This window comes from Gluconobacter cerinus (assembly GCF_025961355.1).
GTDB lineage: Bacteria > Pseudomonadota > Alphaproteobacteria > Acetobacterales > Acetobacteraceae > Gluconobacter > Gluconobacter cerinus.
The window spans coordinates 3,264,255-3,289,267 of the sequence record NZ_JAOQNM010000001.1; the positions used below are offsets into that span (position 1 = coordinate 3,264,255).

General features: G+C 56.8%; 23 protein-coding genes and 1 riboswitch. Of the genes, 9 read left to right on the forward strand and 14 right to left on the reverse strand.

Translation table 11 applies throughout. From position 1 onward, the window contains the following. Nucleotides 1–2 precede the first annotated feature (2 nt). The 3 genes from cobW to cobU form a co-directional block, all read right to left on the reverse strand. Nucleotides 3–1,052 (reverse strand): cobalamin biosynthesis protein CobW, encoded by a 1,050-nt coding sequence (cobW, locus tag M2305_RS15025; RefSeq protein WP_264649881.1) that lies wholly within the window; start codon nt 1,050–1,052, stop codon nt 3–5. Further along, on the reverse strand, nt 1,049–1,462 hold the full coding sequence (locus M2305_RS15030) for a DUF1636 domain-containing protein (protein ID WP_264649882.1): 414 nt from the start codon (nt 1,460–1,462) through the stop codon (nt 1,049–1,051). Before M2305_RS15030 ends, cobW begins: the two co-directional genes overlap by 4 nt. A 121-nt stretch (nt 1,463–1,583) precedes the next feature. Next, a riboswitch (cobalamin riboswitch) is annotated at nt 1,584–1,821 on the reverse strand. A gap of 37 nt (nt 1,822–1,858) precedes the next feature. Further along, a complete protein-coding gene (gene cobU / locus M2305_RS15035) occupies nt 1,859–2,419 on the reverse strand; it encodes a bifunctional adenosylcobinamide kinase/adenosylcobinamide-phosphate guanylyltransferase (RefSeq protein ID WP_264649883.1) in 561 nt (186 codons plus the stop codon). A gap of 45 nt (nt 2,420–2,464) precedes the next feature. Here cobU and cobT point away from each other — a divergent pair, with 45 nt between their 5' ends. The 5 genes from cobT (at nt 2,465) to bluB (ending at nt 6,058) form a co-directional block, all read left to right on the forward strand. Then, nucleotides 2,465–3,508, forward strand: a complete 1,044-nt coding sequence (gene cobT / locus M2305_RS15040) for a nicotinate-nucleotide--dimethylbenzimidazole phosphoribosyltransferase (RefSeq protein WP_264649986.1) — start codon at nt 2,465–2,467, stop codon at nt 3,506–3,508. Continuing rightward, nucleotides 3,505–4,272 carry an adenosylcobinamide-GDP ribazoletransferase gene (gene cobS / locus M2305_RS15045; protein WP_264649884.1) on the forward strand — a complete coding sequence of 256 codons (768 nt, stop codon included), beginning with the start codon at nt 3,505–3,507 and terminating at the stop codon, nt 4,270–4,272. Before cobT ends, cobS begins: the two co-directional genes overlap by 4 nt. Before the next feature lie 166 nt (nt 4,273–4,438). Beyond that, nucleotides 4,439–4,663 carry a CbtB-domain containing protein gene (locus M2305_RS15050; RefSeq protein ID WP_264649885.1) on the forward strand — a complete coding sequence of 75 codons (225 nt, stop codon included), beginning with the start codon at nt 4,439–4,441 and terminating at the stop codon, nt 4,661–4,663. Between the two features lie 15 nt (nt 4,664–4,678). After that, entirely contained in the window at nt 4,679–5,416 is a 738-nt protein-coding gene (locus M2305_RS15055; protein ID WP_264649886.1) for a CbtA family protein, read from the forward strand. Between the two features lie 3 nt (nt 5,417–5,419). After that, nucleotides 5,420–6,058, forward strand: coding sequence for a 5,6-dimethylbenzimidazole synthase (gene bluB, locus M2305_RS15060; protein WP_264649887.1), 639 nt, complete (start codon nt 5,420–5,422; stop codon nt 6,056–6,058). Here the strand turns inward: bluB and M2305_RS15065 are convergent. Next, nucleotides 6,048–6,599, reverse strand: a complete 552-nt coding sequence (locus M2305_RS15065; RefSeq protein ID WP_264649888.1) for a histidine phosphatase family protein — start codon at nt 6,597–6,599, stop codon at nt 6,048–6,050. The genes bluB and M2305_RS15065 overlap by 11 nt on opposite strands. 139 nt (nt 6,600–6,738) lie before the next feature. Here M2305_RS15065 and M2305_RS15070 point away from each other — a divergent pair, with 139 nt between their 5' ends. Together M2305_RS15070 and M2305_RS15075 are read left to right on the forward strand one after the other, a co-directional pair. Further along, nucleotides 6,739–8,457 (forward strand): M20/M25/M40 family metallo-hydrolase, encoded by a 1,719-nt coding sequence (locus M2305_RS15070; RefSeq protein ID WP_211496360.1) that lies wholly within the window; start codon nt 6,739–6,741, stop codon nt 8,455–8,457. A 209-nt stretch (nt 8,458–8,666) separates the two neighbouring features. Beyond that, nucleotides 8,667–9,572, forward strand: a complete 906-nt coding sequence (locus M2305_RS15075; protein ID WP_264649889.1) for a LysR family transcriptional regulator — start codon at nt 8,667–8,669, stop codon at nt 9,570–9,572. On the opposite strand, the gene panS is transcribed toward M2305_RS15075, so the two are convergent. Both panS and M2305_RS15085 read right to left on the reverse strand, forming a co-directional pair. Next, nucleotides 9,559–10,488, reverse strand: a complete 930-nt coding sequence (panS, locus tag M2305_RS15080) for a ketopantoate/pantoate/pantothenate transporter PanS (RefSeq protein ID WP_264649890.1) — start codon at nt 10,486–10,488, stop codon at nt 9,559–9,561. The genes M2305_RS15075 and panS overlap by 14 nt on opposite strands. Before the next feature lie 85 nt (nt 10,489–10,573). Further along, a complete protein-coding gene (locus M2305_RS15085) occupies nt 10,574–11,026 on the reverse strand; it encodes an Lrp/AsnC ligand binding domain-containing protein (RefSeq protein WP_046901941.1) in 453 nt (150 codons plus the stop codon). Nucleotides 11,027–11,162: 136 nt separating this feature from the next. Between M2305_RS15085 and putA the strand changes: the two genes are divergently transcribed. Further along, complete coding sequence (gene putA / locus M2305_RS15090) at nt 11,163–14,732, forward strand: bifunctional proline dehydrogenase/L-glutamate gamma-semialdehyde dehydrogenase PutA (protein ID WP_264649891.1); 3,570 nt, start codon at nt 11,163–11,165, stop codon at nt 14,730–14,732. Nucleotides 14,733–14,932: 200 nt separating this feature from the next. Further along, nucleotides 14,933–17,566, forward strand: coding sequence for a M1 family metallopeptidase (locus tag M2305_RS15095; protein ID WP_264649892.1), 2,634 nt, complete (start codon nt 14,933–14,935; stop codon nt 17,564–17,566). A 56-nt stretch (nt 17,567–17,622) separates the two neighbouring features. On the opposite strand, the gene M2305_RS15100 is transcribed toward M2305_RS15095, so the two are convergent. The 8 genes from M2305_RS15100 to M2305_RS15135 all read right to left on the reverse strand — a co-directional run bounded on the left by M2305_RS15100 (nt 17,623) and on the right by M2305_RS15135 (nt 24,986). Further along, a complete protein-coding gene (locus M2305_RS15100; protein ID WP_211507746.1) occupies nt 17,623–18,840 on the reverse strand; it encodes a cation:proton antiporter in 1,218 nt (405 codons plus the stop codon). Nucleotides 18,841–18,951: 111 nt separating this feature from the next. Continuing rightward, a complete protein-coding gene (locus tag M2305_RS15105) occupies nt 18,952–19,887 on the reverse strand; it encodes an ABC transporter permease (protein WP_064274479.1) in 936 nt (311 codons plus the stop codon). A gap of 2 nt (nt 19,888–19,889) precedes the next feature. Further along, nucleotides 19,890–20,936, reverse strand: coding sequence for an ABC transporter permease (locus tag M2305_RS15110; protein ID WP_264649893.1), 1,047 nt, complete (start codon nt 20,934–20,936; stop codon nt 19,890–19,892). Beyond that, a complete protein-coding gene (locus M2305_RS15115; RefSeq protein ID WP_264649894.1) occupies nt 20,933–22,519 on the reverse strand; it encodes an ABC transporter ATP-binding protein in 1,587 nt (528 codons plus the stop codon). The genes M2305_RS15110 and M2305_RS15115 overlap by 4 nt, the downstream gene beginning before the upstream one ends. Then, nucleotides 22,512–23,615, reverse strand: coding sequence for a BMP family ABC transporter substrate-binding protein (locus M2305_RS15120; protein WP_264649895.1), 1,104 nt, complete (start codon nt 23,613–23,615; stop codon nt 22,512–22,514). The genes M2305_RS15115 and M2305_RS15120 overlap by 8 nt, the downstream gene beginning before the upstream one ends. Then, complete coding sequence (locus M2305_RS15125; RefSeq protein WP_264649896.1) at nt 23,606–24,157, reverse strand: glutathione S-transferase C-terminal domain-containing protein; 552 nt, start codon at nt 24,155–24,157, stop codon at nt 23,606–23,608. The genes M2305_RS15120 and M2305_RS15125 overlap by 10 nt, the downstream gene beginning before the upstream one ends. Further along, the gene (locus tag M2305_RS15130; protein WP_264649897.1) at nt 24,154–24,765 is read right to left on the reverse strand and encodes a Rieske (2Fe-2S) protein; all 612 of its coding nucleotides are present in this window, start codon (nt 24,763–24,765) and stop codon (nt 24,154–24,156) included. Before M2305_RS15130 ends, M2305_RS15125 begins: the two co-directional genes overlap by 4 nt. Then, entirely contained in the window at nt 24,762–24,986 is a 225-nt protein-coding gene (locus M2305_RS15135; RefSeq protein ID WP_264649898.1) for a hypothetical protein, read from the reverse strand. Before M2305_RS15135 ends, M2305_RS15130 begins: the two co-directional genes overlap by 4 nt. Between the last annotated feature and the right edge of the window lie 27 nt (nt 24,987–25,013).

The following is a 25,013-nucleotide window of genomic DNA, read 5'->3' on the forward strand; positions in this document are numbered from 1 at the left end:
GGTCAGTCCGCCAGCAATGCGGCTTCGATGGCTGCGCGATCCAGGCCTGTCTGGCCAATTACGACGAGACGCCCGTCGCGGCCTGCATCTAGAGGCACATCAAATTCATGACGGAAACGGGTTCCGACACCCTGCACGGCCAATCGCATTTTCTTACCCTGCACGGCGGCAAAGCCTTTCATGCGGAGGATATCGAATTGCCCCGCAACCTCGCTCAGGCGTTTGAGTAATGCTTCCGCACTTTTCTGCTCCGGAAGGACCACGACGAAACTCTCGAAGTCATCATGTTCGTGGTCATCTGCGCCATCATGATTGGACGGGCGCGCTTGAAGATCGTCTTCCGCACCGGCACCAATTCCCAGCAGAACAGCAAGGTCTAGTCGTCCCTCTACTGCCCGCAGCGTAATAACTTTCCGCGGCACGGCCTCGGTAATGCCCTTCTCAACCGCATCAATCCCGGCTTCGTCCAGAAGATCAGTCTTGTTCAAGACAATAAGATCCGCCGCATTCAGCTGGTCTTCATAGACTTCAGCCAACGGGTTATCATGATCCAGAGAAGGGTCAGCAGCCTGCTGTGCAGCAACAGCTTCCGGATCGTCCGCAAAGCGACCAGCGGCGACAGCAGGTGCGTCCACCAGCGTAATCACACCGTCAACGGTCATGCGGGTACGGATCCCGGGCCAGCTGAATGCCTTGAGAAGAGGCTTGGGCAGCGCAAGGCCAGATGTCTCGATCACGATGTGCTCTGGCGGATCAGGACGATCGATCAGAGCCTCCATGGTCGGAATGAAGTCGTCTGCAACCGTGCAGCAGAGGCATCCGTTGGTGAGTTCGACGATATCCTCGTCAGCGCATCCTTCGATCCCGCAGGACCGCAGAATTTCGCCGTCAATCCCAAGCGAACCGAACTCGTTCACGACGATTGCAATACGGCGCCCATCAGCCTGTGCGAGAAGATTTCGCAGAAGGGTTGTTTTTCCTGCCCCCAGAAAACCCGTGATGATCGTAACCGGAATCTTGCGACCGGAGCCTGAAACAGTCTGGGACATCATGAAAGTTCCTGTGAAGCAGACAATGAAGATGGAAGACGGGCGATAACCATATCAGAAAGCGATGCAGGTCGCTTGGACGGCATCACTGTTCCGGTTTTCGATGCCCGGTAAAGCTGAAGGTAAGCCAGCAGGTCAGACAGCTTTTCCGGACCAAGTTCACCTAGAACAAAAGTCCATTTTTCCGGCATGGAAAGCGTGGCAATACAGCCTCGGCTACAGGCTGCCATACATTCAACGGGCTGGACGCTGAAATCACCTTCAGCAGCCTGGTCAAGCAAGGCATCGTAGAGCTGCCGCCCCTGAACAGGGTCATTCCCAACCGGGAGACCGCGACGACACGTCACACAGACGTGGAAAACTGGCGAAACGGATGACTGGCCCGCTTCAGCATGAGGCAGTGGATCTGCCATGGTTTCGTCTCTCTTGCAGCCACAACGGCATAACAAAAGGCGCGATGAAAGGCCTTCGCAGTCGCGAAAGTGACACGCACATGATGGCGTGCCCTCACAGTCCGGGCACCCCGCCGGATCATGACACTTGGCTCAGACGGCAGGTCTCCTGACTCACGGCTGAGGCGCCATTAGCACCTCCTCTCCCACCGGGCCTTCCCAGATCGAAATCCAGTGGCTGCCTTTCCTGAAAGAAAGACGGGCAGAACAGAAAACCGTCCACAGTTGCGGGGGCAGTGCCGGGTTTGACCTACTTCTAAGGCCGCACCAGCTTCCCTTTTCATCCTCTTCTCAGAGGAACCATCAAATCCTCTCCTATCTCTGAGATGAAAGCGTGTCAAAGCCCGGGAAATGGGCTCATTTCATTTTCAAAGACAAACCCGCCGCCACAAACAGCACTTCTCCGGCGACTGCGGCGATCTTCTGATGAAGAAGACCCGCTTCATCGCGGAAACGACGAGCCAGGGCATTGTCCGGGACAATTCCGAGCCCTACCTCGTTACCCACAAGAACGGTCCGGCCTTTCCGTGCTTGCAACGCCTCGAGGAGGTCTTTCGTCGCGGCGTGTACATTACGATCTTCCAGAATGAGATTTGTCAGCCATAAAGTCAGGCAATCAACCAAGACCGGCGCGCCCTGCTCGACCTGTAAGACACCAGCGATATCAAATGGCTCTTCAAGTGTACGCCACCCTTTGTTCCCACGGGTGGTACGATGCAAATCTATCCTGGCCTGCATTTCTTCATCAAAAGCCCGACCGGTCGCGAGATAAACCCAAGGGGCCGGAAGACCAGTGATGATTGCCTCAGCGATCCTGCTTTTTCCTGACCTGGCGCCCCCGAGGACCAGTGACACATCCGGTAGTCCTGTTTGCGTGATGGTCTGTGCCACAATGTCTCCTGCGCCTTCTTCTTGCATGGTCCCTGATAACAGCACAAAAGACCTGTCATGCCACCGCACATCATGCCCTCGTCCTGTCAGCCCCCTTTCGCCAGCATGGCAGAACTTCGCACTGCCTGCCTGTCACTTCCAGAGCCCGACCAGAAAGTCGCCGCCCTGATAGCGGAGCGAGACGCAACTCTGACCAAACCTCCCGGCAGCCTCGGGCGGTTGGAAGAGCTATCCATTTGGCTCGGTGAATGGCAGGGCCATCAGAAACCAAGGCTGGAACACGTTCAGATAACGATTTTTGCAGGAAATCATGGTGTGGTCCGCCGGGGGGTATCTCCGTGGCCTTCGGATGTTACGGCCCAGATGGTGTCGAATTTCCAGAGTGGCGGCGCAGCAATCAATCAGCTTGCCCGGAATGCTGGTGCGGACCTTGCTGTTGTACCCGTCCAAAATCTAAAGGCCACAGCAGATTTTACCGCGACCCCAGCTATGGGCGAAGAGGAATTCCTTGACGCGGTTTCGGTCGGATACACCGCCGTATCCCCCGCGCTGGATCTGTTTTGCCCAGGCGAAATGGGTATTGGCAACACAACCCCCTCCGCCGCACTTTGCGCAGCACTTCTGGGGGGCACTGGCGCAGACTGGGCAGGCCGTGGAACGGGTCTCGATCAGGCTGGCGTCAATCTGAAGGCTTCTGTGATCGATGAGGCTCTGTGTCTGCACGCGGCGTCACTTAACGACCCCTTGGATGCCGCACGTTGTCTGGGTGGTTACGAACTGGCCGCTATACTGGGAAGTGTTCTGGCCGCCAGACACCATCGTATCCCGGTTCTGCTTGACGGCTTCGTCTGTACCGCAGCCGTGCTGCCATTGATCAAATTGACCGACTCAGCACTCGACCACACAAATCTCTCGCATTGTTCTGCTGAAGCTGGTCACCGCAGGTTGGCAGATGCCCTCAGGCTGAAACCAATACTGGATCTGGGCTTGCGCCTCGGAGAGGGATCAGGATCTGCGGTTGCCATTCCCATCCTCAGAGCGGCATTAGCCTGCCACAACGGTATGGCGACGTTCGCAGAGGCTGCTGTTTCCCAATCAGACGTCTCCATTCAATGAGGCTTTGGCGCACCATTCGAGAAGACATCGCCTGTGGTGCGGGCCTGCTGACCCGCCTTCCCTTGGGATGGCTGCGCGTCAGCGGACAGGACTGGTCTCTGGCGCGGTCTGTCTGGTGCTGGCCCCTGGTTGGGGCGCTTGTCGGTATTCTCAGCGCATCAATGTTCTTGCTGCTGAGCGCCTTGAATGTTCCGTCTTTGGTAGCAGCAGCCTGGAGCGTTGGCCTACAAATTCTCCTAACCGGAGGGCTGCACGAAGATGGACTGGCGGATATGGCGGACGGCTGTGGTGGAGGTCATACCGCTGAAAAGCGCCTGACCATTATGCGCGATAGTCGTATCGGCAGCTACGGGGCGGTAGCTCTGGGCATCAGCTTAATCGTCCGCGTTACGACGTTAGCAGCGCTGCCTCCTTCAATGGTCTTGCCGGCAATGGCTGTAACGGGAGCGCTATCCCGCGCGGTACTCCCACTCCTGACGTTCCTCACAAAGCCTGCTCGTGACAATGGGTTGGCAAAGCAGCTCTCCACCCTGACACGGGATCAGCTACTGGGCGCCTTGTTCTCTGGCTTTTGCGTGACGGTGATTTGCCTCCCCGCACACCTAGGTCTTCAGACTATTCTTGCCGCACTGTTCACGATGCTTGGAGTTCGCGCCGTAGCCCGGAAAATGCTTGGCGGCTATACCGGAGACGTACTCGGAGCAACGGCCAGTCTCGCTGAGTGCGTTCTCCTGACAGTGCTGGCCTCAGCATGGAAAAGTTGACACTCCCGCACGAAAGGTTACATCCTCCCTGTTAGCGAAAGCAGGGAGAAGCCGGTGCAAATCCGGTGCGGTCGCGCCACTGTAATGCTCGTGAAATCACGTTGCGAAGCCAGACCTCCTTTACCAATTTTCAACCGCAGAACGCGCTTTTCCAGCGGAGCCTATTATGAGCCAGAGCCTTTCCCCGTCCCACCTGCCCGCCAGCATCGCCGCACCGGTTGCGCTGCCGATCCGCACGCTCCTTCCATGGGCTGCCTTTACGGTCGTGCTCAGCCTTCTGCTGCTTTATTTTGTTGGTGCAGAACAAGGTGCGACGTCTTTGGTTTCAGGGCACGCAGTTCATGAATTTGTTCATGATGGGCGCCATCTTCTCGGCTTCCCCTGCCACTAAACGCAGCATCGTTTCATGACAGGTCGTCTTTTGAGCCGCGGCATGATTGCCGGGATTTCTGCCGCATTGCTTGCGTTCGTGTTTGCGCGTTTTTTTGGAGAGCCGCAGGTCAATCTTGCGATTGCATTCGAGAGCGCGAAAGACCTCGCTGCTGGCGATCCGCCTGAACCGGAAATTATCAGCCGAGGCATACAGGCGTCTTTCGGGCTTCTCACCGCTGCCGTTATGTATGGCGCGGCTTACGGCGGCATTTTCGCGACTATTTTTGCTTTTGCATATGGTCGCGTAGGCCGCTTTTCGCCGCGAGCCTTATCTGCACTTCTGGCAGCCGCAGCATTCGTTGTGTTCGTGCTGGTGCCGGACCTGAAATATCCTCCCAATCCCCCTGCCGTTGGCCTTCCATCCACCATTGGCCTACGAACCGGAGCCTATTTCGGTATGATCGCTCTGTCGCTTTGCGCGGCAGCGGCATCCTATATGGTCAGCCGACCACTCATCCGGCGCCTGGGCCACTGGAACGGTGTGCTAGCCTCTCTCGGTGTCTTCATCATTCTGGTGGCCGCCGTACAAGCCGGTATGCCTGATATCAATGAAGTTCCAACAGATTTCCCGGCAGCAGTGCTCTGGCGTTTCCGCGAGGCAGCCTTAGGGATGCAGATCGTTCTGTGGGCGACGATCGGACTGCTCTTCGGGCCTCTGGCATCCCGTGTCCTGACGGCGGCCGCTGACAAACCTTTTGCACGCAACGGATAAACCATGACGGTACCAGCCTTTTCAGACGATTTCAGAAAAGATCTGGAGCGCCTTTTCACATGGCGTCGGGATGCGCGACATTTTCAACGTGATCCTCTGCCCACATCGGTGCTGAATGATCTCCTGCATGCATCGACTTTGGCGCCTTCCGTTGGTTTGAGTGAGCCCTGGCGCTTCGTGCTCGTTGAAAACCCGGAGCGAAAAGCAGCCGTTCGGAAGAGCTTCGAAACCTGTAACCAGGAAGCCCTTCAGGGATATGAAGGCGAACAAGCAGCTTCCTATGCGACGCTCAAACTGGCCGGATTAGATGATGCCCCGCATCATGTCGCAGTCTTCTGCGAAACATTTCCGGATCAAGGACATGGTCTCGGACGTGCGACCATGCCGGAAACAACGACCTGGTCGGCTGTGATGGCTATCCATACGTTTTGGCTGGCTGCAACGGCGGCAGGTGTTGGGCTGGGCTGGGTCTCCATTCTTGAGCCCGAGCACGTGTCAGACCTTCTCGATGCCGAGCCGGGATGGAACCTTATCGCGTATCTTTGCATCGGATATCCTGCAGCCCATGCCAACACGCCAGAACTGGAGCGCATGGGCTGGGAAACAAGAAACCCGGACCGACGTGAGTGGATCAAACGCTGACGTAATGGAGCCTGCTGCTGCCCTGCGGCATTGAAGGTGCTAGCAGGTTCGCCCTTTCTCCTTTGGCAAGCCCATCAAGGAGACGAAGTGGGCCGCCGTGCGAAATGACTAACGCAGCCTCTCCGGCCTGAACGAGGTCTGCCCAGAAAGACTGTACACGCTCCTGTAGCGCTCGCCCACTTTCACCTTTTGGGGGAGAAAACCCTTCAGGGTCTTCGGCCCAGCTATCGAGAGCCACACGCGGCACAACATTCCAGGATAGCCCTTCCCACTGGCCAAAATTTAGTTCCAGTAGCCGGTCATCCAAGCGCAGCGGCCAACCAGTCTGCGCCTCAAGTCTTCGCGCGACAGACAGACACCGGGCCGATGGTGACGTGTAGATGACTAAACAGCCTGCGCCCTTTGCAAGGGTCAGCAGGCCAGCGGCCTGAGCCTCCCACCCCGCTCTGAGTTCCATCTCCTGTCGCCCATAACAAAGGCCTTCACTCCCCTCAACGGGAGGATGGCGGGACAGGAGAACCGGAATGGTGAGAGTGGTCATGAATCGTAGATGGGGGTGCCACTCGTTTTCCGTCAACCAGCCACTCCGATGATTTTATGCCATTTCCTGATCAGCAATCCGATGTGTAAGGTGTGCCTCATCTCGTCAGACACGCGTTATGACAAAGACTGAGGACATGATGCACAAATCTTCCCTTCGAAACCGCCTGAAATTGGCTACCGCTCTTGCCGCTTTCGCGATAGCTCCGCTTGCAATCGGCGTTTCCGGGGCCCATGCGGCGTCTGACGCAGGCGCCTCCGGCCCTATCGACCCGGCTCGGATGTCGGAGACAATGCGGGTTCTGGCTTCCGACTCATTTGAAGGACGTGCCCCTGGCACCCCGGGTGAGGCCGTCACAGTCAAGTGGCTGATTGATCAGTACCAGAAGCTTGGACTGGAACCTGGCGGCGAAAATGGCGGATGGACGCAGAATGTCCCCATGATCCGTACCCGCCCTGATCCGAAAGCAATCGCCACGATCAAGACACGGGGTCAGGCTGCTCTGCCGCTTCATCAGCTGACAGATATCGTCATGTCGACGCTCCAGCCGATCGAACGGCTTCAGCTGTCGAACGTCCCTCTGGTCTTCGTAGGCTATGGTGTGACGGCACCGGAACGTCGCTGGAATGACTTCAAGCAGGTTGATCTGCACGGCAAGATTGCGGTCTTTCTGGTGAATGATCCTGATTTCGATGCTGGACCAGAAGAGCCTGTCGCTGGCCGCTTTGGCGGCAAGACCATGACGTATTACGGGCGCTGGACGTACAAGTTTGAAGAAGCAGCCCGTCGTGGTGCAGCCGGAGCGCTGATCATTCATGATACTCCGGGTGCGTCCTATCCCTGGAGCACGGTCGTCGCACCTCAGGGTGAAGAATATGACATTCTTCACGACGATAAAGACCTGAAGTCCGTACCGATGATCGGCTGGATTGAAGGCAATGCAGCCAAAACATTGTTTGCGCGCGCCGGGCTGGATCTGAACCGTCTGCGTCGTCAGGCGCGTTCGCCGGATTTCCATCCGGTCAACATTCATGACACCACGCTTTCAGTGGACATGCCGGTCAAGGTCGATCACCTCCAGAGCCAGAACGTCATCGGCAAGATCACGGGCACGGATTATCCCGACGAAACCGTGATGTTCGGCGCGCACTGGGATGCGTTTGGTAAAAGCACTGACGCCGCGGGCAAGACCGTTATTCGGCGTGGAGCGATTGACGATGGTTCGGGTATTGCAGCCGTTCTGGAAATCGCACGGGCTTTCAAGAACGGGCCGAAACCAAAACGGACTGTCAGTTTTGCATCCTGGACAGGCGAAGAGCGCGGCCTTCTGGGATCGAGCTGGTATGTCGCACATCCGCTGGCACCGCTGGACAAGACTGCGGCCAACCTGACGATGGATGTGCTTCAGATGGCAGGCCCGGCTCATAATGCCTTCATTATCGGCGCTGGACAGGACACTCTGCAGGACGATTTCGCAGCCGCAGCCCTTAAGCAGGGCCGTACAACCCAGCCGGAAGCTATGCCGGAGCGCGGAGCCTTCTACCGTGCGGACCATCTGCCCTTCGCCCGGGCTGGCGTGCCCGTTCTCGCGGTTATGGATATGGCTGGCCCGTTCGATCTTCTTCAGGGTGGAACAGCCGCAGGCAGCAAATGGCTGACTGCGTATATGGCCTGCTATCATCAGGCTTGCGATGCCTGGAGCCCTGACTGGGACGTAAGAGGTGCGGCGCAGGACGTCGATGTTGTCCGCCAGGTCGGATATAATGCGGCCTTCTCGCATGATTGGCCGACGTGGAAGGGTGGCTCCGAGTTCCGGGCTATCCGTGAAAAGAGCAACGACGTTCGTTCGGCTCACTAAACTTCAGGTTCAGGCGGCTCGGAGAAAGAGCCGCCTGAATTTTGATTTTAAACGATATATTCTGGAAATCTCTTAATCTGTTTCGTAGCGAAGAACATTTCCAGCGGCCTTGTTCAAGCAGCTGACAATCCACGCTTGGCGTCATGCGCGCCTTAAAATTTGCGCGCTTTGAACAAAGTTCCTGCAACCCGTTCATAGATGAGATCGAGATGGACAATCGCGTTGGCGAAATGCAGGTTTTTCTACGGGTAGTCGAAAGCGGCAGTTTCTCGGAAGCCGCCCGGCTGCTGGTCATGACGCCGTCAACCGTCAGCAAGCTCATCGCCAGAATTGAAGCCCGTCTGGGTGTCCGCCTGATCGAACGCTCGACCCGCCGCCTTTCCGTAACGCAGGAGGGACAGACCTATTATACGCGCGCTGTCAGCCTGATAGCTGATCTCGATGATATTGAACGCAGCCTCACAACGGGAACCATGCAGCCCACAGGGACGGTCCGGGTCAATGCATCCGTTGCGTTCGGCACCCTTGGACTGGAGCCATTCCTCCCCGCGTTCTGGAATGCCTATCCAGAAATCCTGATTGATCTCTCACTTTCTGACGACGTAACGGACCTTTACCTTGACCGGACAGACGTCGCCTTCCGTGTCGGCCGACTGCAGGATTCAGGCCTCACAGTCCGTCACCTGGGGGCGGTGCCACGCAGAATTGTAGCCTCACCCACCTATCTTGAACGCCACGGAACGCCTCAGACCGTTGCGGATTTAGACAGCCATCAATGCCTTGGGTTCAACTTCCAGCGCACAACCCCTGTCTGGCCGTTTCAGGAAAAAGGGCGGCTGATTGACCGCCGCGTGCACGGTCCCCTTCTGGCGAATAATGGTGAAACGGTAAGGCGTATGGCCCTGCAAGGCGTCGGCTTGGCACGGCTTGGCGAATATCATGTTCGTGAAGACCTGAAGACTGGCCGTTTGGTTGAAGTTCTGAATGATGCCACGATACAGGACGAAGAAGACATTCATGCCCTCTTCCCTGCAGGACATCAGAGCCCACCGCGAGTGCGGGCCTTTCTTGATTTCATGGTTCCGCGAATACAGGATTATCTCAAGGCGCCTTGATCCGTGACGTGCCCTTACTGAGAGGCCGCGCAGCCCAGTATGCGGCCAGAACGGAGCCGGACACATTGTGCCAGACGGAGAAAACTGCTCCTGGCAGCGCTGCAAGGGGTGAGAAGTAAAGACGGCCCAGAGTTGCGGCGAGCGCCGAGTTCTGCATCCCGACTTCAAGAGCAAGCGTTCGGCAGACAGACTCATCGAAGCCCAGAAGTCTGCCGCCCCAGTATCCGCCCAACAAGCCAATAGCGTTATGCAGGATGACACCGAGGATCAGGAGGGGGCCAGCTTGAGCCAGAGAAGGACCGGCGCCAGCGACCACGCAACCAATGATCAGCAAAATGGACACCATGGCCACGGGTGGCAAGGCGCTCTCAATCCGCTGGATGGTCCGATGCCACAGCGTGTTGACGATCACACCGGCAAAAACCGGTAACGCAACCATGGTAATGATGCTTCGAAACAGCCCCCAGCTATCAACAGAGACACCCGCAGACACATACAGCCCTGTCAGTAATGGTGTTGCCAAAATTCCCACCAAAGTAGACAGCGCACTAATACTCACGGACAGGGCAACGTCCCCTTTGGAGAGAAAAATCATCACATTGGAGGCTGTGCCGCTAGAGACACAGCCCACAAGAACCATGCCTGTCGCTAAGCCGGGAGGCATACCGAGCAGATGCGCAATACCCCATGCTGCCAAAGGCATCACGAGATAATGCAATCCTACACCTGCCAGAACAGGATAAGGGCGCCGGGCTATGCGGGAAAAATCCTGCACTGTCAGAGACACACCCATCGTAAACATGATGAACGCGAGCAGCGGTGTGATGACCGGCAACAGTTTCAGGAACGGCGCGGGAAGCACGATGGCTGCCAGCGAGACCAGAATGGCCCAGACCGGGAAAAGGCGCGTCATCATCTGGCGGAGCGTCTCCATTGTTAGAACGCGGGTAAGGTAACGTTCCTCATACCGTCATCCTGCCTACTTGGGAAAATGATGGCCGTCAGATCGGCAATTCGGGATCGGCCTTGACCTCTTCCATGACAGTGTAGGTGTGCGTCTGCCGAACCCCTGGGAGCCGGGTCAGGGTTTTCCCCAGAAAATTACGATATGCGGTCATATCCTTGACCCGTGCCTTCACCAGATAGTCGAACCCACCTGCAACCATGTAACACTCACTGACCTGAGGAATGGTTTTGAGTGCTTTAGAAAATGCCTCGAAAATATCCGGACTGGTCCGATCCAGCGTAACCTGAATAAAAACAAGCAGCCCAAGATTGACGGTTTCAGGATCCAGACGGGCCATATAGCCGCGGATTACCCCACTTTGCTCCAGCTTTTTGACGCGCTCCAGCGTAGCGGCCGGGCTCAGATGAATCTGCCGTGACAGATCAATGTTCGTGATGCGGCCATCCTTCTGAAGAAACCTCAGAATTCTGCGATCTATGTCATCCACTTCGCACCACCTGCTAAATATAATTTTCCATAAATTCGATAAACCGAATTTAATTCGTCGTCTCCCTTAAAATACCAGCACCTGTTTCGCAAACGTTTCAATATCTGTGAGAGACCATCAGAACAGCGGTATCCTCATGACCTCACCTTTCGCGTCCCTTGCAGCCATCGTTCCGCCGCGGTCTCCGCTACGTCAGGCCATCACCGACCACACCCGTGTAGCGGAAGCCCCGCGGGTGACGGAGCTTTCGCATGAGGCTCGCCTTGAGGACGATCAGGCTGCGCTCGCCCGTCAGACAGCAAGGCGTTTGGTCGAAGCTCTTCGTCAAGGCCGCAGTAGCGGCATCGTTCAGGATCTGGTGCAGGAATACGATCTCTCCTCTCAGGAGGGTGTCGCCCTGATGTGCCTGGCGGAGGCCCTGCTTCGTATCCCTGACCTTCCCACGCGTGACGCCCTCATTCGCGACAAGATCGGGAACGGCCAGTGGCATGAGCATATCAGTCGCAAATCTTCCCTGTTCGTAAACGCAGCAACCTGGGGACTGGTCGTCTCAGGCAAGGTCCTGTCGACGGAAGAGACGAAAGCGCTGCCGGGAAGCCTCAAACGCCTGATCGGGCGGTGCGGTGAGCCTGTGATCCGCAAGGGCGTCGATATGGCAATGCGCATGATGGGTGAGCAGTTTGTAACTGGCCAAACCATCGCGAAGGCGCTCGAAAACAGCAAGCCCCTTGTCGCAAAAGGCTTCCGTTACTCCTACGACATGCTGGGAGAAGCTGCCACGACCATGGCGGACGCTGATCGGTATTACCGTGACTATGAAACGGCCATTCACGCTATTGGCCAGGCATCAGCAGGCGCTGGCGCCTATCAAGGCCCGGGTATTTCAGTCAAGCTGTCTGCCCTTCATCCGCGCTATAGCCGCCTCCAGAGGGAACGCGTTCTCGCCGAGTTGGGCCCTCGCCTGACAGCACTTGCGCGCCTTGCCTGTCACTATGACATCGGCTTCAACATCGATGCTGAAGAGACAGACCGGCTGGAGCTCTCTCTGGACCTGCTGGAAACGCTTTGTTTCGACCCAGCCCTGAAAGACTGGAAGGGCATTGGCTTCGTTGTTCAGGCTTATCAGAAGCGTGCGCCGTTCGTACTCGACTGGGTGATTGATCTGGCCCGTCGCACAAGTCACCGCCTGATGGTCCGGCTGGTTAAGGGTGCCTATTGGGACAGTGAAATCAAACGTGCTCAGGTCGATGGGATGGAGGATTTTCCGCTCTTCACGCAGAAGATCCATACCGACATTTCCTACATTGCCTGCGCCAAGAAGCTTCTGGCTGCTCCAGACGCCATTTTCCCACAGTTTGCAACGCATAATGCGCAGACGCTGGCCAGCATTCACGCCTTGGCAGGCCCGAATTTCACGTCTGAATCCTATGAGTTTCAATGCCTGCACGGCATGGGAGAAACGCTGTACAAAGAAGTTGTTGGTCCGGAAAAGCTGAATCGGCCTGTCCGCGTCTATGCGCCCGTGGGCACGCATGAAACGCTCTTGGCCTATCTCGTACGCCGCCTACTGGAAAATGGCGCGAATTCGTCCTTTGTGAACCGAATTCAGGATCCCGCAGTGTCGGTGGAAGAGCTGATTACCGACCCCGTCACGCTCTCCGCCAATGCCCTCCCCAGCACACTGCGCCAGCCGAGCGACCTTTTCCAGCCTGAGCGTGAAAACTCGCATGGGCTGGATCTTGCAGACGAAAACACTCTGAAAACACTTGGTGTTGCCCTGAATAAGGAGGCCTCATTTGGTGAAACAGTGGGGGACAATGTCGTTAATCCTGCCGACAAGTCAGATGTCATTGGGTATATCAAACCCACGGCTGTCGAAAGCGTAGAGGCTGTCATCAGCAAAGCCGTAACGGGTTTTGATGTCTGGAAGAACACACCAGTCTCCGAACGCGCTACATGTCTGGAGAAGGCCGCTCAGAGCCTCGAAGACGACATGCCCAGACTGATGGGACTGATTATCCGGGAAGCCGGAAAGACCCTTGCCAATGCGGTGTCTGAAATCCGCGAGGCTGTAGACTTCCTGCGCTATTATGCTGCCCAGATCCGCCGTGAATTTACTGCTGAAAATGCTGCGCCACTGGGTCCCGTCGTCTGCATTAGCCCCTGGAACTTCCCTCTCGCCATTTTTCTGGGGCAGGTTTCTGCTTCCCTGGCAGCCGGGAACAGCGTTCTCGCCAAACCTGCGGAAGAAACGCCTCTCATTGCGCAAGAAGCTATCCGCATTCTCCATGATGCCGGAGTGCCAGTAGAAGCCCTACAACTTGTTCCAGGTGGCGGCGAAATCGGAGCGGCGCTCGTCGTCGATCCCCGCATAACCGGCGTTCTGTTTACGGGCTCGACGGAAGTCGCAAAGCTGATCCAAAAGCAGCTTGCCGGGCGCCTGAATGCAGATGGCACACCTATTCCTCTGATTGCGGAAACGGGCGGCCAGAATGCACTTGTTGTGGACAGCTCAGCTCTGTCCGAACAGGTCGTCGGGGATGTGCTGTCTTCCGCCTTTGACAGTGCTGGGCAGCGATGCAGCGCACTCCGGGTACTGTGCCTGCAAAACGATAGCGCGGATCGTGTTCTGACGATGCTCAAAGGGGCGATGGCAGAACTGCGTACGGGAAATCCAGCTCTCCCGCAGACAGATGTCGGGCCAGTCATCACAGAAGAGGCTCAGAGCGGAATTCTCAGCCATATTGAAGACATGCGCGCTCGTGGTTTTTCGATCCATCAGTCTGCAATTTCTGAAGAGTGCGCAAACGGGACCTTTGTGCCGCCGACCCTGATTGAAATCGACAGTTTGTCAGCTCTGCGGCGAGAGGTTTTTGGGCCGGTTCTGCATGTTGTCAGATATCGCCGCGAAGAACGCGCGCAGTTGATGGCTGCCATCAACAACACCGGATATGCCCTGACCTTCGGCGTCCATTCACGCATCGACAGTACGATTGAAGACCTTAAAGCCACCTCAGATGCGGGAAATATTTACGTCAACCGCAACCTCGTGGGCGCCGTCGTCGGGTCTCAGCCGTTTGGGGGGCATGGCCTTTCCGGAACGGGCCCGAAGGCAGGTGGTCCGCTTTACCTGCGTCGCCTTCTGTCCCGACGCCCTGAACTGGGTGCTCTGGCGCACCATGACCTGCCAGTTGTTCTGAATTTTGCCGGGCAGTGGTTAAGGGCCATAGCACCAGACTTCAGAGCCGTTGTGCCTACCGGAACGCCTTTGGGAACAACCCTTTCCCTCCCCGGCCCTGTCGGAGAAGACAACGTTTACACTTTGACAGCACGAGGCACCGTGCTGTGCGCAGGGCCTACACTTGAGGATCTGTGTCAGCAAATCACCGATGCCCTCTCTACTGGAAACGCCTGTGCGATCCCTGCGGAAATCTGGCGCCGTCTGCCCCCACCGCCTGCGGCCCTAGGAGACTCTATCCTCCCACTATCAACAGACGTTCAGGTGGATATGGCGCTGTGCAATGGCGATGCAACAGACCGCAAGCAGGTCTTGGCCGCACTGGAACGTAAAGACGGACCGGTAGTCTGCCTGCACACACCAGACGCAGACAGACGTTACCCACTGGAATGGCTGGTTCAGGAGCGGGCCTGCAGCACCAATACGACGGCTGCTGGCGGAAATGCAGCTCTTATGGCGACCGTTTAGTATTCACGCCCCAACACAAGACACACTCCCATCGTGGTCATACAGGCTGCGGTGGGAGGTCTTGGTTTTAAAGAGACAGACGCATCAAACCTGCCTCCCACTTTCATGTCAGGACCGAGTGTGCGACCCTTGCGCCACCATTGAAACAAAGCGTTACGCTGTTTCTTCAATATTCTGACTGATTAAGGATACGCATCGTTATGCGCCGCCTTCTGGCTTTCAGCACCCTTCTTGCCGGTCTTCCCTTTGCCATGGTGGCGCATGCCGAAGGAACGTTTTCCTTCCAGCAGACACCAGGACAACTTCCCAAAACCGTTGTTCCGGCCTCCTATGCCATCGATCTCGAAACAGACCCGGAACATCTGACCCTCAAGGGCCAGGAAACCATCGACGTCACGGTCCTGACAGATACGCAGGACATTGTTCTCAATCAGGCAGGACTAAAGCTGTCTGGTGCCGTTCTGGATGGGACGCAGCATGCGACCATCACACAGGATGACGCTGCAGAAACTGCCACGCTGCATTTCTCACAGCCTGTTCCCAAGGGCCCACACACTCTTTCCATCGATTACACGGGCCCAATCCTCAAGACGCCAAATGGCCTCTACATCAACGATTATACGTCAGCCACCGGTCAGGCACGCCGCATGCTGGTGACGCAGTTCGAAGTTGCTGATGGCCGCCGCATGTTCCCCGGATGGGATGAACCCGCATTCAAGGCCAGCTTCCAGCTGAATGTGACGTTGCCGTTTGATGATGTTGCTGTCAGCAATATGCCCATTATCGGCACCACGCAGCAGGACACGAAGACCAAGCGCGTTTCCTTTGCCCCGACACCTCGCATGTCCAGCTACCTGTTGGCACTTGTTGCCGGTGACATGGGAGCCGTTCATGGAGAGGCTGATGGCACGCCCCTGAGTGTTTATGCTCTAGCCGGCCTTGAGGAACAGGGTCGATATGCTCTTGAATCAGCCCAGCGCATTCTGCCGTATTACAACAGCTATTTCGGGGTAAAATATCCTCTCCCGAAGATGGATATGCTGGCTATCCCCGGGAATTATCAGGCCGGTGCGATGGAGAACTGGGGCGCTCTCACATACATCGACAATGTGCTTCTGTTTGACCCGAAAAACAGCACACCCAAAACACGCGAGCTGATTCACGAAGTCGTTGCGCATGAGATGGCGCATCAGTGGTCTGGCGATCTTGTGACGATGGGCTGGTGGAACAACATCTGGCTCAACGAGGGTTTTGCGTCCTGGATGGAAATCAAGGTCACGGACAAGCTGAACCCACAGTGGGACATCTGGCCACGCCAGCATGAGACCCGCGAAGAAACGATGGGCATTGATGCCCTTTCAACGACCCATCCGATCCAGCAGACCATTCACAACGTCAGTGAAGCAAATTCAGCGTTTGACAGCATCAGCTATGGCAAAGGCGAGCTGGTCATTCGGATGCTGGAAGGCTGGCTGGGTGAAGACAAATTCCGTGATGGCATGCGGGCCTACATGAAAGCACACGCGTTCGGCAATGCTACCAGTCAGGATCTGTGGAATGCCCTTTCGTCCACCTCTGGCGAAGACGTTGCCAAGGTAGCGCGCAGCTTTACGGAGCAGCCGGGTATCCCGCAGGTTAATGTCACATCGTTCTGTCAGAATGATCAGGCCACCTACACACTCACCCAGAGCCGCTTCACAATCCATGATCCACAGGCTCAGCCTCTGACATGGAGCGTTCCGGTTGTGGCTGGCGGCCCCGGACTTCCGACAAAGACCCTTGTTCTGGGCACTGAACCCGTCACTATCACGGCGCCCCGTTGCGACACGGCCTTCAAACTCAATCTTGGCGAGAGCGGCTATTATCGCGTCTCTTATGACAAGAACGCGCTCGGCGCCCTTGCAACATCCCTCAGCAAATTTGCTCCCGTTGATCGCGCCAACCTGCTCGGGGACCAGTATGCCCTTTTCCGGTCAGGACAGGCCAAACTTGGGTCTTATCTGGATCTGGTCGATACTCTGACCGCAGCGCATGAGAACGACATTGCGGTTCTGGAAGAGATCATCAGCCGCCTTGAAACGATTGATCAGTACGAAATCGGCAATGCCGATCGTGATGACTTCCAGACATATGCTCGCAGCCGTCTGGCACCGGTTCTGGCGCGTCTGGGCTGGGACGAAAAACCGCACGAGAACGTTCTCGACACGATGCTACGGCCATCGGTGATCAGCGCACTCGGAACATTCAACGATCCGCAGGTTATTGCGGAAGCCAAGCGTCGCTTTGCGCTCTGGAAGGCAAACCCAGCCTCTCTCCGTCCCGATCTTGTCGGTGCTGTTACGACCATTGCCATGAAGACGGCGGATGGCCAGACATATGACTTCATGGCTGACAAAGTTCGTACCACCCAGGCGACGGAACTCAAACTGCGCTACTTCGCAGCTCTTGCCAGCGCAACCAACCCGGATCTGATCCGCAAGAACGTGGCCCTCGCCTATAGCGGAGCCATCCCGAACGGGCGGATTGCACGGTCACTGGCCGTCATTGCAGCGTCGAGCGAAAATCCTGATCTGGTGTGGCAACTGGTGAAGGAGCATGAGGCAGATATTCGCACGCATCTGGCTCCGTGGTCACAGGATGACTTCCTCGCCTCAATCGCCGCACACTCCAATAACCCACAGGTCCTGGAGGCACTTCAGAACGATCCGTGGTCCACGAAAACAGCAGGTGCAAAAATCGCGACAGCAAAAGCGGTCAATACGATCAATGCCCGTCAGGACGCTATTAAAGCCACTCAGGAACAGATCCACGACTGGCTAGCAACGCATCACTGATTGCTTTGAAGCATTATTATGGAGAGGGGATTAATTCCCCTCTCCTCTTCAAGCGCTTAAGGCACCGCAGAAGATCGGGGCGCGACGAGCTTGAACATGGGCCCTGTTAGGACCGTGGAAATGACAGCAAGAACCATCAGAGATGCGAAGGCAAACTCTGAAATCATGCCCTGGGCGTGGAAAATCGTTGCAGCAACAATTTCCATAAGCCCCTTGCACTGCAACAGAACACCGACGCTCAACGCCTGACGCCTGCTCAGGCCGGATGCAGGCGGGTAAATATAGACCGCCAAAATCTTCGTCACGATCGAGATTGCAACCAGTGACAGCGAGGCGATCACGGATGGCCATGTCAGAGCATCACCATCGATATTCAGACCACTATGACCAAAGAACATCGGGGCGAGCCAGATGAGTGAGAACGTTCCCACCTTCTCAACGGGCAACCGTCGAACCCACGACGGCGGCATGATCGCGCCAGCAAAGTAAGCGCCAATCAGTTCGTGCAGACCGAGCTGCATGCTGGCCCACGAACCGGCAGCTAGATAAATCGGCACCGCAATCCAGATAACAGCGGAAGGCGGGTTCCTGAAATGACGGGAAGCCCAGTTTCCGGCAACAGCCAGTCCCACCAGCAGCGCAATCGCGAGGACTTCGAGGCCCGTCCATCCATGGAGGGCAGCTGTCCCACGCTCGGCAACCTGAAGCATTGCCAGACCAATCCAGAGAGCAGCATCGTCGACAACGGCCAGCTTAAGCGCCAACTGACCCAACGGACGTTGCGACGGATTAAGCTCACGCACCACGCCAATCAGAACAGGCAAAGCACTGACGGCGATGCACAGGCCAATAGACGCTGCGGCGACCCAAGGCTGTGCATGTGGCGGATGCCATCCGGGAAGTGGCAGAAAAAATTCGTAGGCGAGTATGGACCCCACCAGAAGCGGACCACCCAGCGCAACGGCCGCACCCGTTAGCAGACGCCCCAATGTCGGCGCTGGCAGGGCATGATCGTCCGCCACGCTTCCAGGGGACTGCCACATTTCAAGACCGGCAGTAAACGCCAGAACCAGAACGGCAACCCAGCCAATATCGCTTCCATAAACAGATGGAATACCAAGTGATTTTACAGGGATATGCCAGACAGAAATCAATATACCGACAAGTATTGGCAGAACCACAATCGGTATTGTTTTCTTCAATATCCTCCATACAACCCATGGAAGAAAAACAAAAACTGCGGCGTCTGCAATAAGTGCCGTAATGTTTGTCATCAGCCTCCCCTCTATGCCTAAATGAAGAGACAGAGTACGCGATTATGGGGAAAAGGTGCAAACCAAAGTGTTTGGGACGCCTGCTGGCGCCCCACCCCACACCCGGTTCGCTTATCTTCCACTTCGATAATAGGGCGTCCCGAGCGCCGCGGGAGCCGCCATGGCAGAGCGCAGTTTTGCGAACGCCAGCATCGGCACAATAATGCAGGCAACCGTCCCGAGATATGGCAGCGTATTCAGGATCGCGGGTGCAACAGGCCAGCCTCTGGCCTGCCCCATGAACCCAACTGCCGTTACCAGCCCGAACAGTAGCCCGGACAGGACGGCAACAATTGGGCGGTATCCAGCAAAGATCACCAGCGCCACGGCAATCCAGCCACGTCCGGCGATCATCCCGTCTGACCAGACAGGCACGACGGCGAGCGTCAGATCAGCGCCAGCCACACCAGCCAGAACGCCCCCAACAATCACGGCAAGAGCTCTGTACTTCATGACGGGCACCCCAACCGCGTCCGCTGCTGCCGGATTTTCGCCCACGGCCCGCAGATCCAAACCCGAACGCGTCCGAAACAGCCAGAAATGCGCCATTACAGGAAAGACGAGATAGATCAGGTAAACGAGAATATTCTGACTAAAGAAGGCAGGTCCGATAACAGGAATGGCAGACAGAACCGGGATGGAGACTGGTTCGAACACAGCAGAGACCGGAACACCGGCAACGGACCGCCCGATTACAGAACTAAGACCCAGCCCCAGGAAGGTGATCGCCACACCACACAGAACCTGATTGGCACGAAGTACAACGCTGGAGAGCGCCAGCACACTTGCTCCCAGCCCACCAACCAGTCCTGCTGCAAGCAGGCCCAGCCATGGATGAGGCGTCGCGTTCACAGTCATGACTGCAACGACGGCCCCGAGGGACATCAGGCCCTCTACCCCGAGATTCAGAACACCTGCACGTTCGGCAATCACTTCGCCGAGGGCACCAAGCGCCAGAACACCGCCTGACAGAACGGCATGACCGAGAAGGTCGCTGAGAAGTGCCATGATCAGTTCCTGTTCACACGGACATAGGCTGCCATTTCGTCTCCGGCCGCAATGGCAAGAACCAGCAGACCGGTAATGGCAAGAACGGCGGAAGAACTGATCTGGGTTGTCTGGAGAACAATCCCCGTATCCAGAATCAGTGCCATCAAAAGCGCTGCTGGAATAAGGGCAAAGCACGACCCACGAGCCAGAAGCGCCACGACAATGCCCAGATATCCATAATTATTGGCAAGGCCACCCTGAAGCCGGTGAACAGTTCCCGCGACTTCAAACACACCAGCCAACCCCGCCAAAGCGCCTGACAGCAGCAACACAGCCAGAATACGGGGAGCGACCTTAATCCCAGCATAATGTGCAGCCTGCGGATTGGAGCCGCACACAGCCGTTTCATAACCAAACCGGCTTTTCGCGAGGCCTACTCCCAAACCAACAACAATACCCAATGCGAGCAAGAACCCCAGATGAACCGCCCCCCAGAGCTCCGGAAGTGCCACATGCAGGCGTTCAGTTGAGGCCAGAGCACCAGTCACGCGATCAGCCCACGGTCCGGTTGCCAGATAATAGACAAGCAGCGAGGCCACGAAGTTCAGAAGAAGAGAGGTAACAATTTCACTGACTCCAAGCCAGGCCCGGGCCGCAGCGGGAATAAAAATCCATGCCGCTCCCGCCAGAGCGCCTGCTACAACCATCGCAGGAAGTGCGACAATTGCGGGCCAATGCGTGAACAGACCAACAGCCGTCGCTCCCGTCGCACCTGCATAAAGCTGCCCTTCTGCCCCGATATTCCAGAGATTGACACGGATCCCGACCCAAACTGCCGCCCCTGTGAGCATCAGAGGTGTCATGAAGAGTGCAAGGTCCTCAATGCCAAAGCGGGACCCGACGGTCGATCGAACGACGAGCCCGGCGAGTTCGATCGGAGATCGTCCCATCGCGGCGAGCGTAATTGCTACAATGCCCAGAGCAGCAAGGATGGAGAGCCCGCGCCCAACGGCAATACGATGAGACGGAACAACCGTAAGACGCGTGCGAGGGGATACGGCGCTCATGCGGCCTCCGACAGATTACGGCCACTCATGAGCGCGCCTATGCTTTCCCGATCTGCGTCTGCACGATCCATGACCCCCATGAGACGCCCTGCATACAGAACAGCAATACGATCACTCAGGGCAAAGATTTCATCCAGATCTTCTGACATCAGAACCACGGCAACACCTGCGTCACGCGCACGGGCGAGCATATCCCTCATGGCTGAGATAGCCCCGATGTCCAGACCACGGCTGGGATAACTGGCCACCAGAACATGACTGGCAATCCTGATCTCACGTTCCAGAACCAGCCTCTGCTGATTGCCGCCAGACAACCCGCGAATTTGCACCTGTGTTCCCGGAAGCTTCACCCCTGCCCTGTCTGCGAGCATCTGGGCAAACTTGCGGGCCTGCGCCATGGAGAAGCTGAATCGGCCACCAATCGGCGGACGGTCATACTCCCGAAGTGCCATGTTCTCCGCAACGCTCAGCCCCGGCATCAGGGCACGTTTCAGCCGGTCTTCCGGTACGTGTCCCACACCCGCATGCGCGAACATCGCCGGGTCTGCACGATTGGCAGCCTTGCCATTCAAATAAACCGTTCCGCTCTCAGGCGCCTTTAATCCAGTCAGGACTTCTGCCAGCTCAGGCTGGCCATTCCCCGTCACCCCTGCAATCCCCAGAACTTCTCCCGGACGAAGCGAAAGACTGACATCATCCAGACGGACCACGTCTGCGGCATCCCGCACCGTCACCTGTTTCAGAGACAGAGGTTCAGCCCCACCGCCTGCCGGAGTAGAAGACTGCCGTGGATAAGAAGTTGCAAGCGTAACAGGGCGTCCGATCATCTCCGTTACGAGACTGTCAGGCGTTACATCGGACGTCTGATGCGTGCCCACCAGTCGCCCTTGCCGCAGAACGGAAACCCGGTCTGCAAGCGCCATGATCTCATCAAGCTTGTGGCTGATGATAACAACTGCCCCTCCCTCAGAGCGAAACCGACGAAGAGCGGAAAACAGTTCGCCGACTTCAACGGGGCTGAGAACAGCCGTTGGCTCATCAAGGATAAGAAGCCGCGCGCCCCGAGACAGAACACGAAGGATTTCAACGCGCTGCTGCTCGCCCGCAGACAAAGAAGACACAACGGCCGACGGTGTAATGGGGAGGCCAAACTTCTTGGAAAGTGCGGCGGCACGCTCTTCAATGTCTTTTCCCGCGAGGCGCCGAGGTGTTTCAGACCAGCCCAGGTGGAGGTTTTCAGCGACTGTAAAACGGGGAACCAGACGGAAATGCTGGTGCACCATGCCAATCCCGGCCGCGATGGCTGCGTCGGGGGCCGGAAACGTAGTCCCATATCCATCAATGATGATCTCCCCGGCATCGGGCTGATACAGGCCCGTGACCACGTTCATCAGTGTGGACTTCCCTGCACCATTCTCCCCTAACAGGGCGTGAATTTCACCGGGGAACACATTCAGGGAAACATTTTCGTTCGCAATGACGCCTGGAAAGTATTTCGCAATATTCACCAGCTCCAGAATGGGCGGTGTTCCTGCTGCAAGATGAGCAGGAGGCGCGTTGGACGCATGCGTGACATCAGCCAAGACCAGACACTCCCTGAACCTGCCACGACCAGTTATACATCTCCATGTCAGTCATGACATGGCCTGCTGGAACCCGCAGCGTTCCCTCAGAGTCATAGATCGGCCCCTGAAAAGGCGACCATCCAGCCAGCATCCGATCCCGCGCAGCGTCGGCTTCTTTCTGTACAGCGTCAGGAACGTTCTGCCCCCAGCGATCCCGATCGACGCCTTTGGCCAATGTGAGAAAACGTCCCTCCGGCGCCCACTCTCCCCGGATCCGCGCACCAACCTGCTGAATATAGTAGTCAGCAAAGTCCAGCACGACAGAGCTGACATATGCATTGGGCCCGAACTCACGCATGTCCGTGTTCCACATCGCAGCCCAGACACCGCGTTTCTCCGCGACACGCAGATAGCCCGGATCGTCCATAATCCCGCACAGGAAGTCACAGCCACTGTCTACCAGAGCAGCCCCCGCTTCCGTTGCAGCCTGTGGGTCAAACCAGGAATTGATGGAAATGACGCGCATCGTGGCCTGTGGATTGACCGAGCGCGCCCCCAAAAGCACGGCATTCGCACTGGCATAGACGGAAGGAACCGGGAAAGAGGCCACATAGCCAAGCTTGCCGGTTTTGCTCAGCCGGGCTGCGGCGATACCAATGACATAACTGGCGTACCAGTGCGTGATATAATACCAGCCAAGATTATTGCTGACAGCATGACCATCACACTCCATGAACGCAACGTCCGGAGCACGATCGGCGACGTCGCGAATGAAGTCTCCATAATTGGACGTGGAAATTACCATCTGCGCTCCTTCCGCCACGAACTGGCGGAAGATGCGGGTTGCATCTGCGGAGTAAGGCACGCTCTCGACAAAGAGGGTTTTGACAGCTGGATAGGCACGTTTAACGGCTTGAACCGCCAGATCGTGAGCGTGGCTCCATCCGCCATCGGTGATGGGGCTGGTGTGCCCAAAGCCAATCAGAAGATCCTCTTCCCGAATGGGCGCAAAACGATGTGACGCTGCCTTCAGAGCCGACGGCATCACAAGCGAGCTGCCCAAAGCAGCCAGTACCGAGCGCCGCGGGAGCATCAGAGGATTTTTCAGTGACATTCCGGCACTCCCGGCATCGTTATGAACCCAGGCAGCGCCTTGAAGTGCCTCATGAAGTTCCGAACTGCCGGATAGAGATCCAAAGGAACTTCAAGGTCCTGGCTCAAGGCAACAACTGGAAACAGCATGATGTCGGCAACTCCTGGATGATTCCCTGACACCCAGCATCGACCGTCCAAGCGGTTCTCTGCAAGCCGATCTTCAATCTCGCCCATCAGTGGCATCGCGAGCTGTGCGGGGTTTTCAACAGGAAGAGACGCCATCATGACCGTCCTGCGCATAATGGAAAAGCGATCCAAGGCATTCGCTGCCCACCTCATTTCGTCCGCTCCGGAAGTCCATTCCTGCAGGACGTCTGGAAGCGTTACGAGCCGTTTCAGGATCTCTAACGGCCCATGAAGAACATCGTCGACGAGTTCAAGGGCTGGGCCACTTTCCAAGGCGCTCTCATCCGTGACCGTAGGCAGCTTCACTCCCATCAGGGACGCTCCCAGCCGAACGGCATAGCATCTGTCATCAAGTGCCCAGTCTCGTAACCTCATGCTGAAACGGTCTCCTTGATGGCTTCCAGACGTTCCCGTAACTGCACAGCTTGTCGCACAGTCTCCCGCTGCCCGGCGACAGTCCATGACGCAACATGCAACATGGTCAGGCCAACTACTGGCTCATGCACAGCAAAAAGACAGTTATCCTGCTGCTTCCAGTTCGAAGCCTCCATATTGAGAGACGTCCGCGCAGTTTGCAAAGGCACCTGAACCAGCAAGCTCCGAACGCCTGACGCCTCGCCCTCCGGCAAGTGCGAAAGTGATGGCGTCTCATCGAGGCTCACCCAAATCATTCCGCATCGCTCCTGCACCTGATAAGCTGTCGCGTGAATAGTGCCCGGCACACGGAGTTCAGGATGAGCTGGAATGTGGCGACACGTTGAATCTGCTCCAAACTGCCAGCCGTGGTAGAGACAAGCCAGATTTCCGTTCCGCACGAAACCGAAACTCAGCCGCATTCCTCTGTGTGGGCAGCGATCTTCCCAGGCATGGATCTCACCATCCGCGCCACGCCAAAGAGCAATTTCTTTACCAGACAAGCGTGCCGGAGCTGCTGTTCCAGCGGGAACATCCATACTGAGAGCAACTGGAAACCATCCCGTCATCCGAGGCTCTCCGTGCCTGTCACGATACAGCCTGTTGGCCCGAGAAGACATGCCATCTCGAACATTCCGAGAAGTGCTTCCTCACCCACCAGCCGAACTGAAAAACAATGATCTGAAACAGACATGTCTGTAATCTCCACGGCCAGAAGGCGCGCCCGGGCAACAGCAAAATCCCGGAACAGCTCGGGATCAAAGCGCCCTTCGAAACGAATCTCCCGCACCACTGGATCATGCCTTTCTTATCTCAT

What these genes read in the sequence shown, in the direction of transcription:
- cobW (WP_264649881.1), bottom strand. Translation starts at nt 1,052, where the DNA reads ATGATGTCCCAGACTGTTTCAGGCTCCGGTCGCAAGATTCCGGTTACG.
- M2305_RS15030 (WP_264649882.1), bottom strand. Translation starts at nt 1,462, where the DNA reads ATGGCAGATCCACTGCCTCATGCTGAAGCGGGCCAGTCATCCGTTTCG.
- cobU (WP_264649883.1), bottom strand. Translation starts at nt 2,419, where the DNA reads ATGCAAGAAGAAGGCGCAGGAGACATTGTGGCACAGACCATCACGCAA.
- cobT (WP_264649986.1), top strand. Translation starts at nt 2,465, where the DNA reads ATGCCCTCGTCCTGTCAGCCCCCTTTCGCCAGCATGGCAGAACTTCGC.
- cobS (WP_264649884.1), top strand. Translation starts at nt 3,505, where the DNA reads ATGAGGCTTTGGCGCACCATTCGAGAAGACATCGCCTGTGGTGCGGGC.
- M2305_RS15050 (WP_264649885.1), top strand. Translation starts at nt 4,439, where the DNA reads ATGAGCCAGAGCCTTTCCCCGTCCCACCTGCCCGCCAGCATCGCCGCA.
- M2305_RS15055 (WP_264649886.1), top strand. Translation starts at nt 4,679, where the DNA reads ATGACAGGTCGTCTTTTGAGCCGCGGCATGATTGCCGGGATTTCTGCC.
- bluB (WP_264649887.1), top strand. Translation starts at nt 5,420, where the DNA reads ATGACGGTACCAGCCTTTTCAGACGATTTCAGAAAAGATCTGGAGCGC.
- M2305_RS15065 (WP_264649888.1), bottom strand. Translation starts at nt 6,599, where the DNA reads ATGACCACTCTCACCATTCCGGTTCTCCTGTCCCGCCATCCTCCCGTT.
- M2305_RS15070 (WP_211496360.1), top strand. Translation starts at nt 6,739, where the DNA reads ATGCACAAATCTTCCCTTCGAAACCGCCTGAAATTGGCTACCGCTCTT.
- M2305_RS15075 (WP_264649889.1), top strand. Translation starts at nt 8,667, where the DNA reads ATGGACAATCGCGTTGGCGAAATGCAGGTTTTTCTACGGGTAGTCGAA.
- panS (WP_264649890.1), bottom strand. Translation starts at nt 10,488, where the DNA reads ATGATGACGCGCCTTTTCCCGGTCTGGGCCATTCTGGTCTCGCTGGCA.
- putA (WP_264649891.1), top strand. Translation starts at nt 11,163, where the DNA reads ATGACCTCACCTTTCGCGTCCCTTGCAGCCATCGTTCCGCCGCGGTCT.
- M2305_RS15095 (WP_264649892.1), top strand. Translation starts at nt 14,933, where the DNA reads ATGCGCCGCCTTCTGGCTTTCAGCACCCTTCTTGCCGGTCTTCCCTTT.
- M2305_RS15100 (WP_211507746.1), bottom strand. Translation starts at nt 18,840, where the DNA reads ATGACAAACATTACGGCACTTATTGCAGACGCCGCAGTTTTTGTTTTT.
- M2305_RS15105 (WP_064274479.1), bottom strand. Translation starts at nt 19,887, where the DNA reads ATGGCACTTCTCAGCGACCTTCTCGGTCATGCCGTTCTGTCAGGCGGT.
- M2305_RS15110 (WP_264649893.1), bottom strand. Translation starts at nt 20,936, where the DNA reads ATGAGCGCCGTATCCCCTCGCACGCGTCTTACGGTTGTTCCGTCTCAT.
- M2305_RS15120 (WP_264649895.1), bottom strand. Translation starts at nt 23,615, where the DNA reads ATGTCACTGAAAAATCCTCTGATGCTCCCGCGGCGCTCGGTACTGGCT.
- M2305_RS15125 (WP_264649896.1), bottom strand. Translation starts at nt 24,157, where the DNA reads ATGAGGTTACGAGACTGGGCACTTGATGACAGATGCTATGCCGTTCGG.
- M2305_RS15130 (WP_264649897.1), bottom strand. Translation starts at nt 24,765, where the DNA reads ATGACGGGATGGTTTCCAGTTGCTCTCAGTATGGATGTTCCCGCTGGA.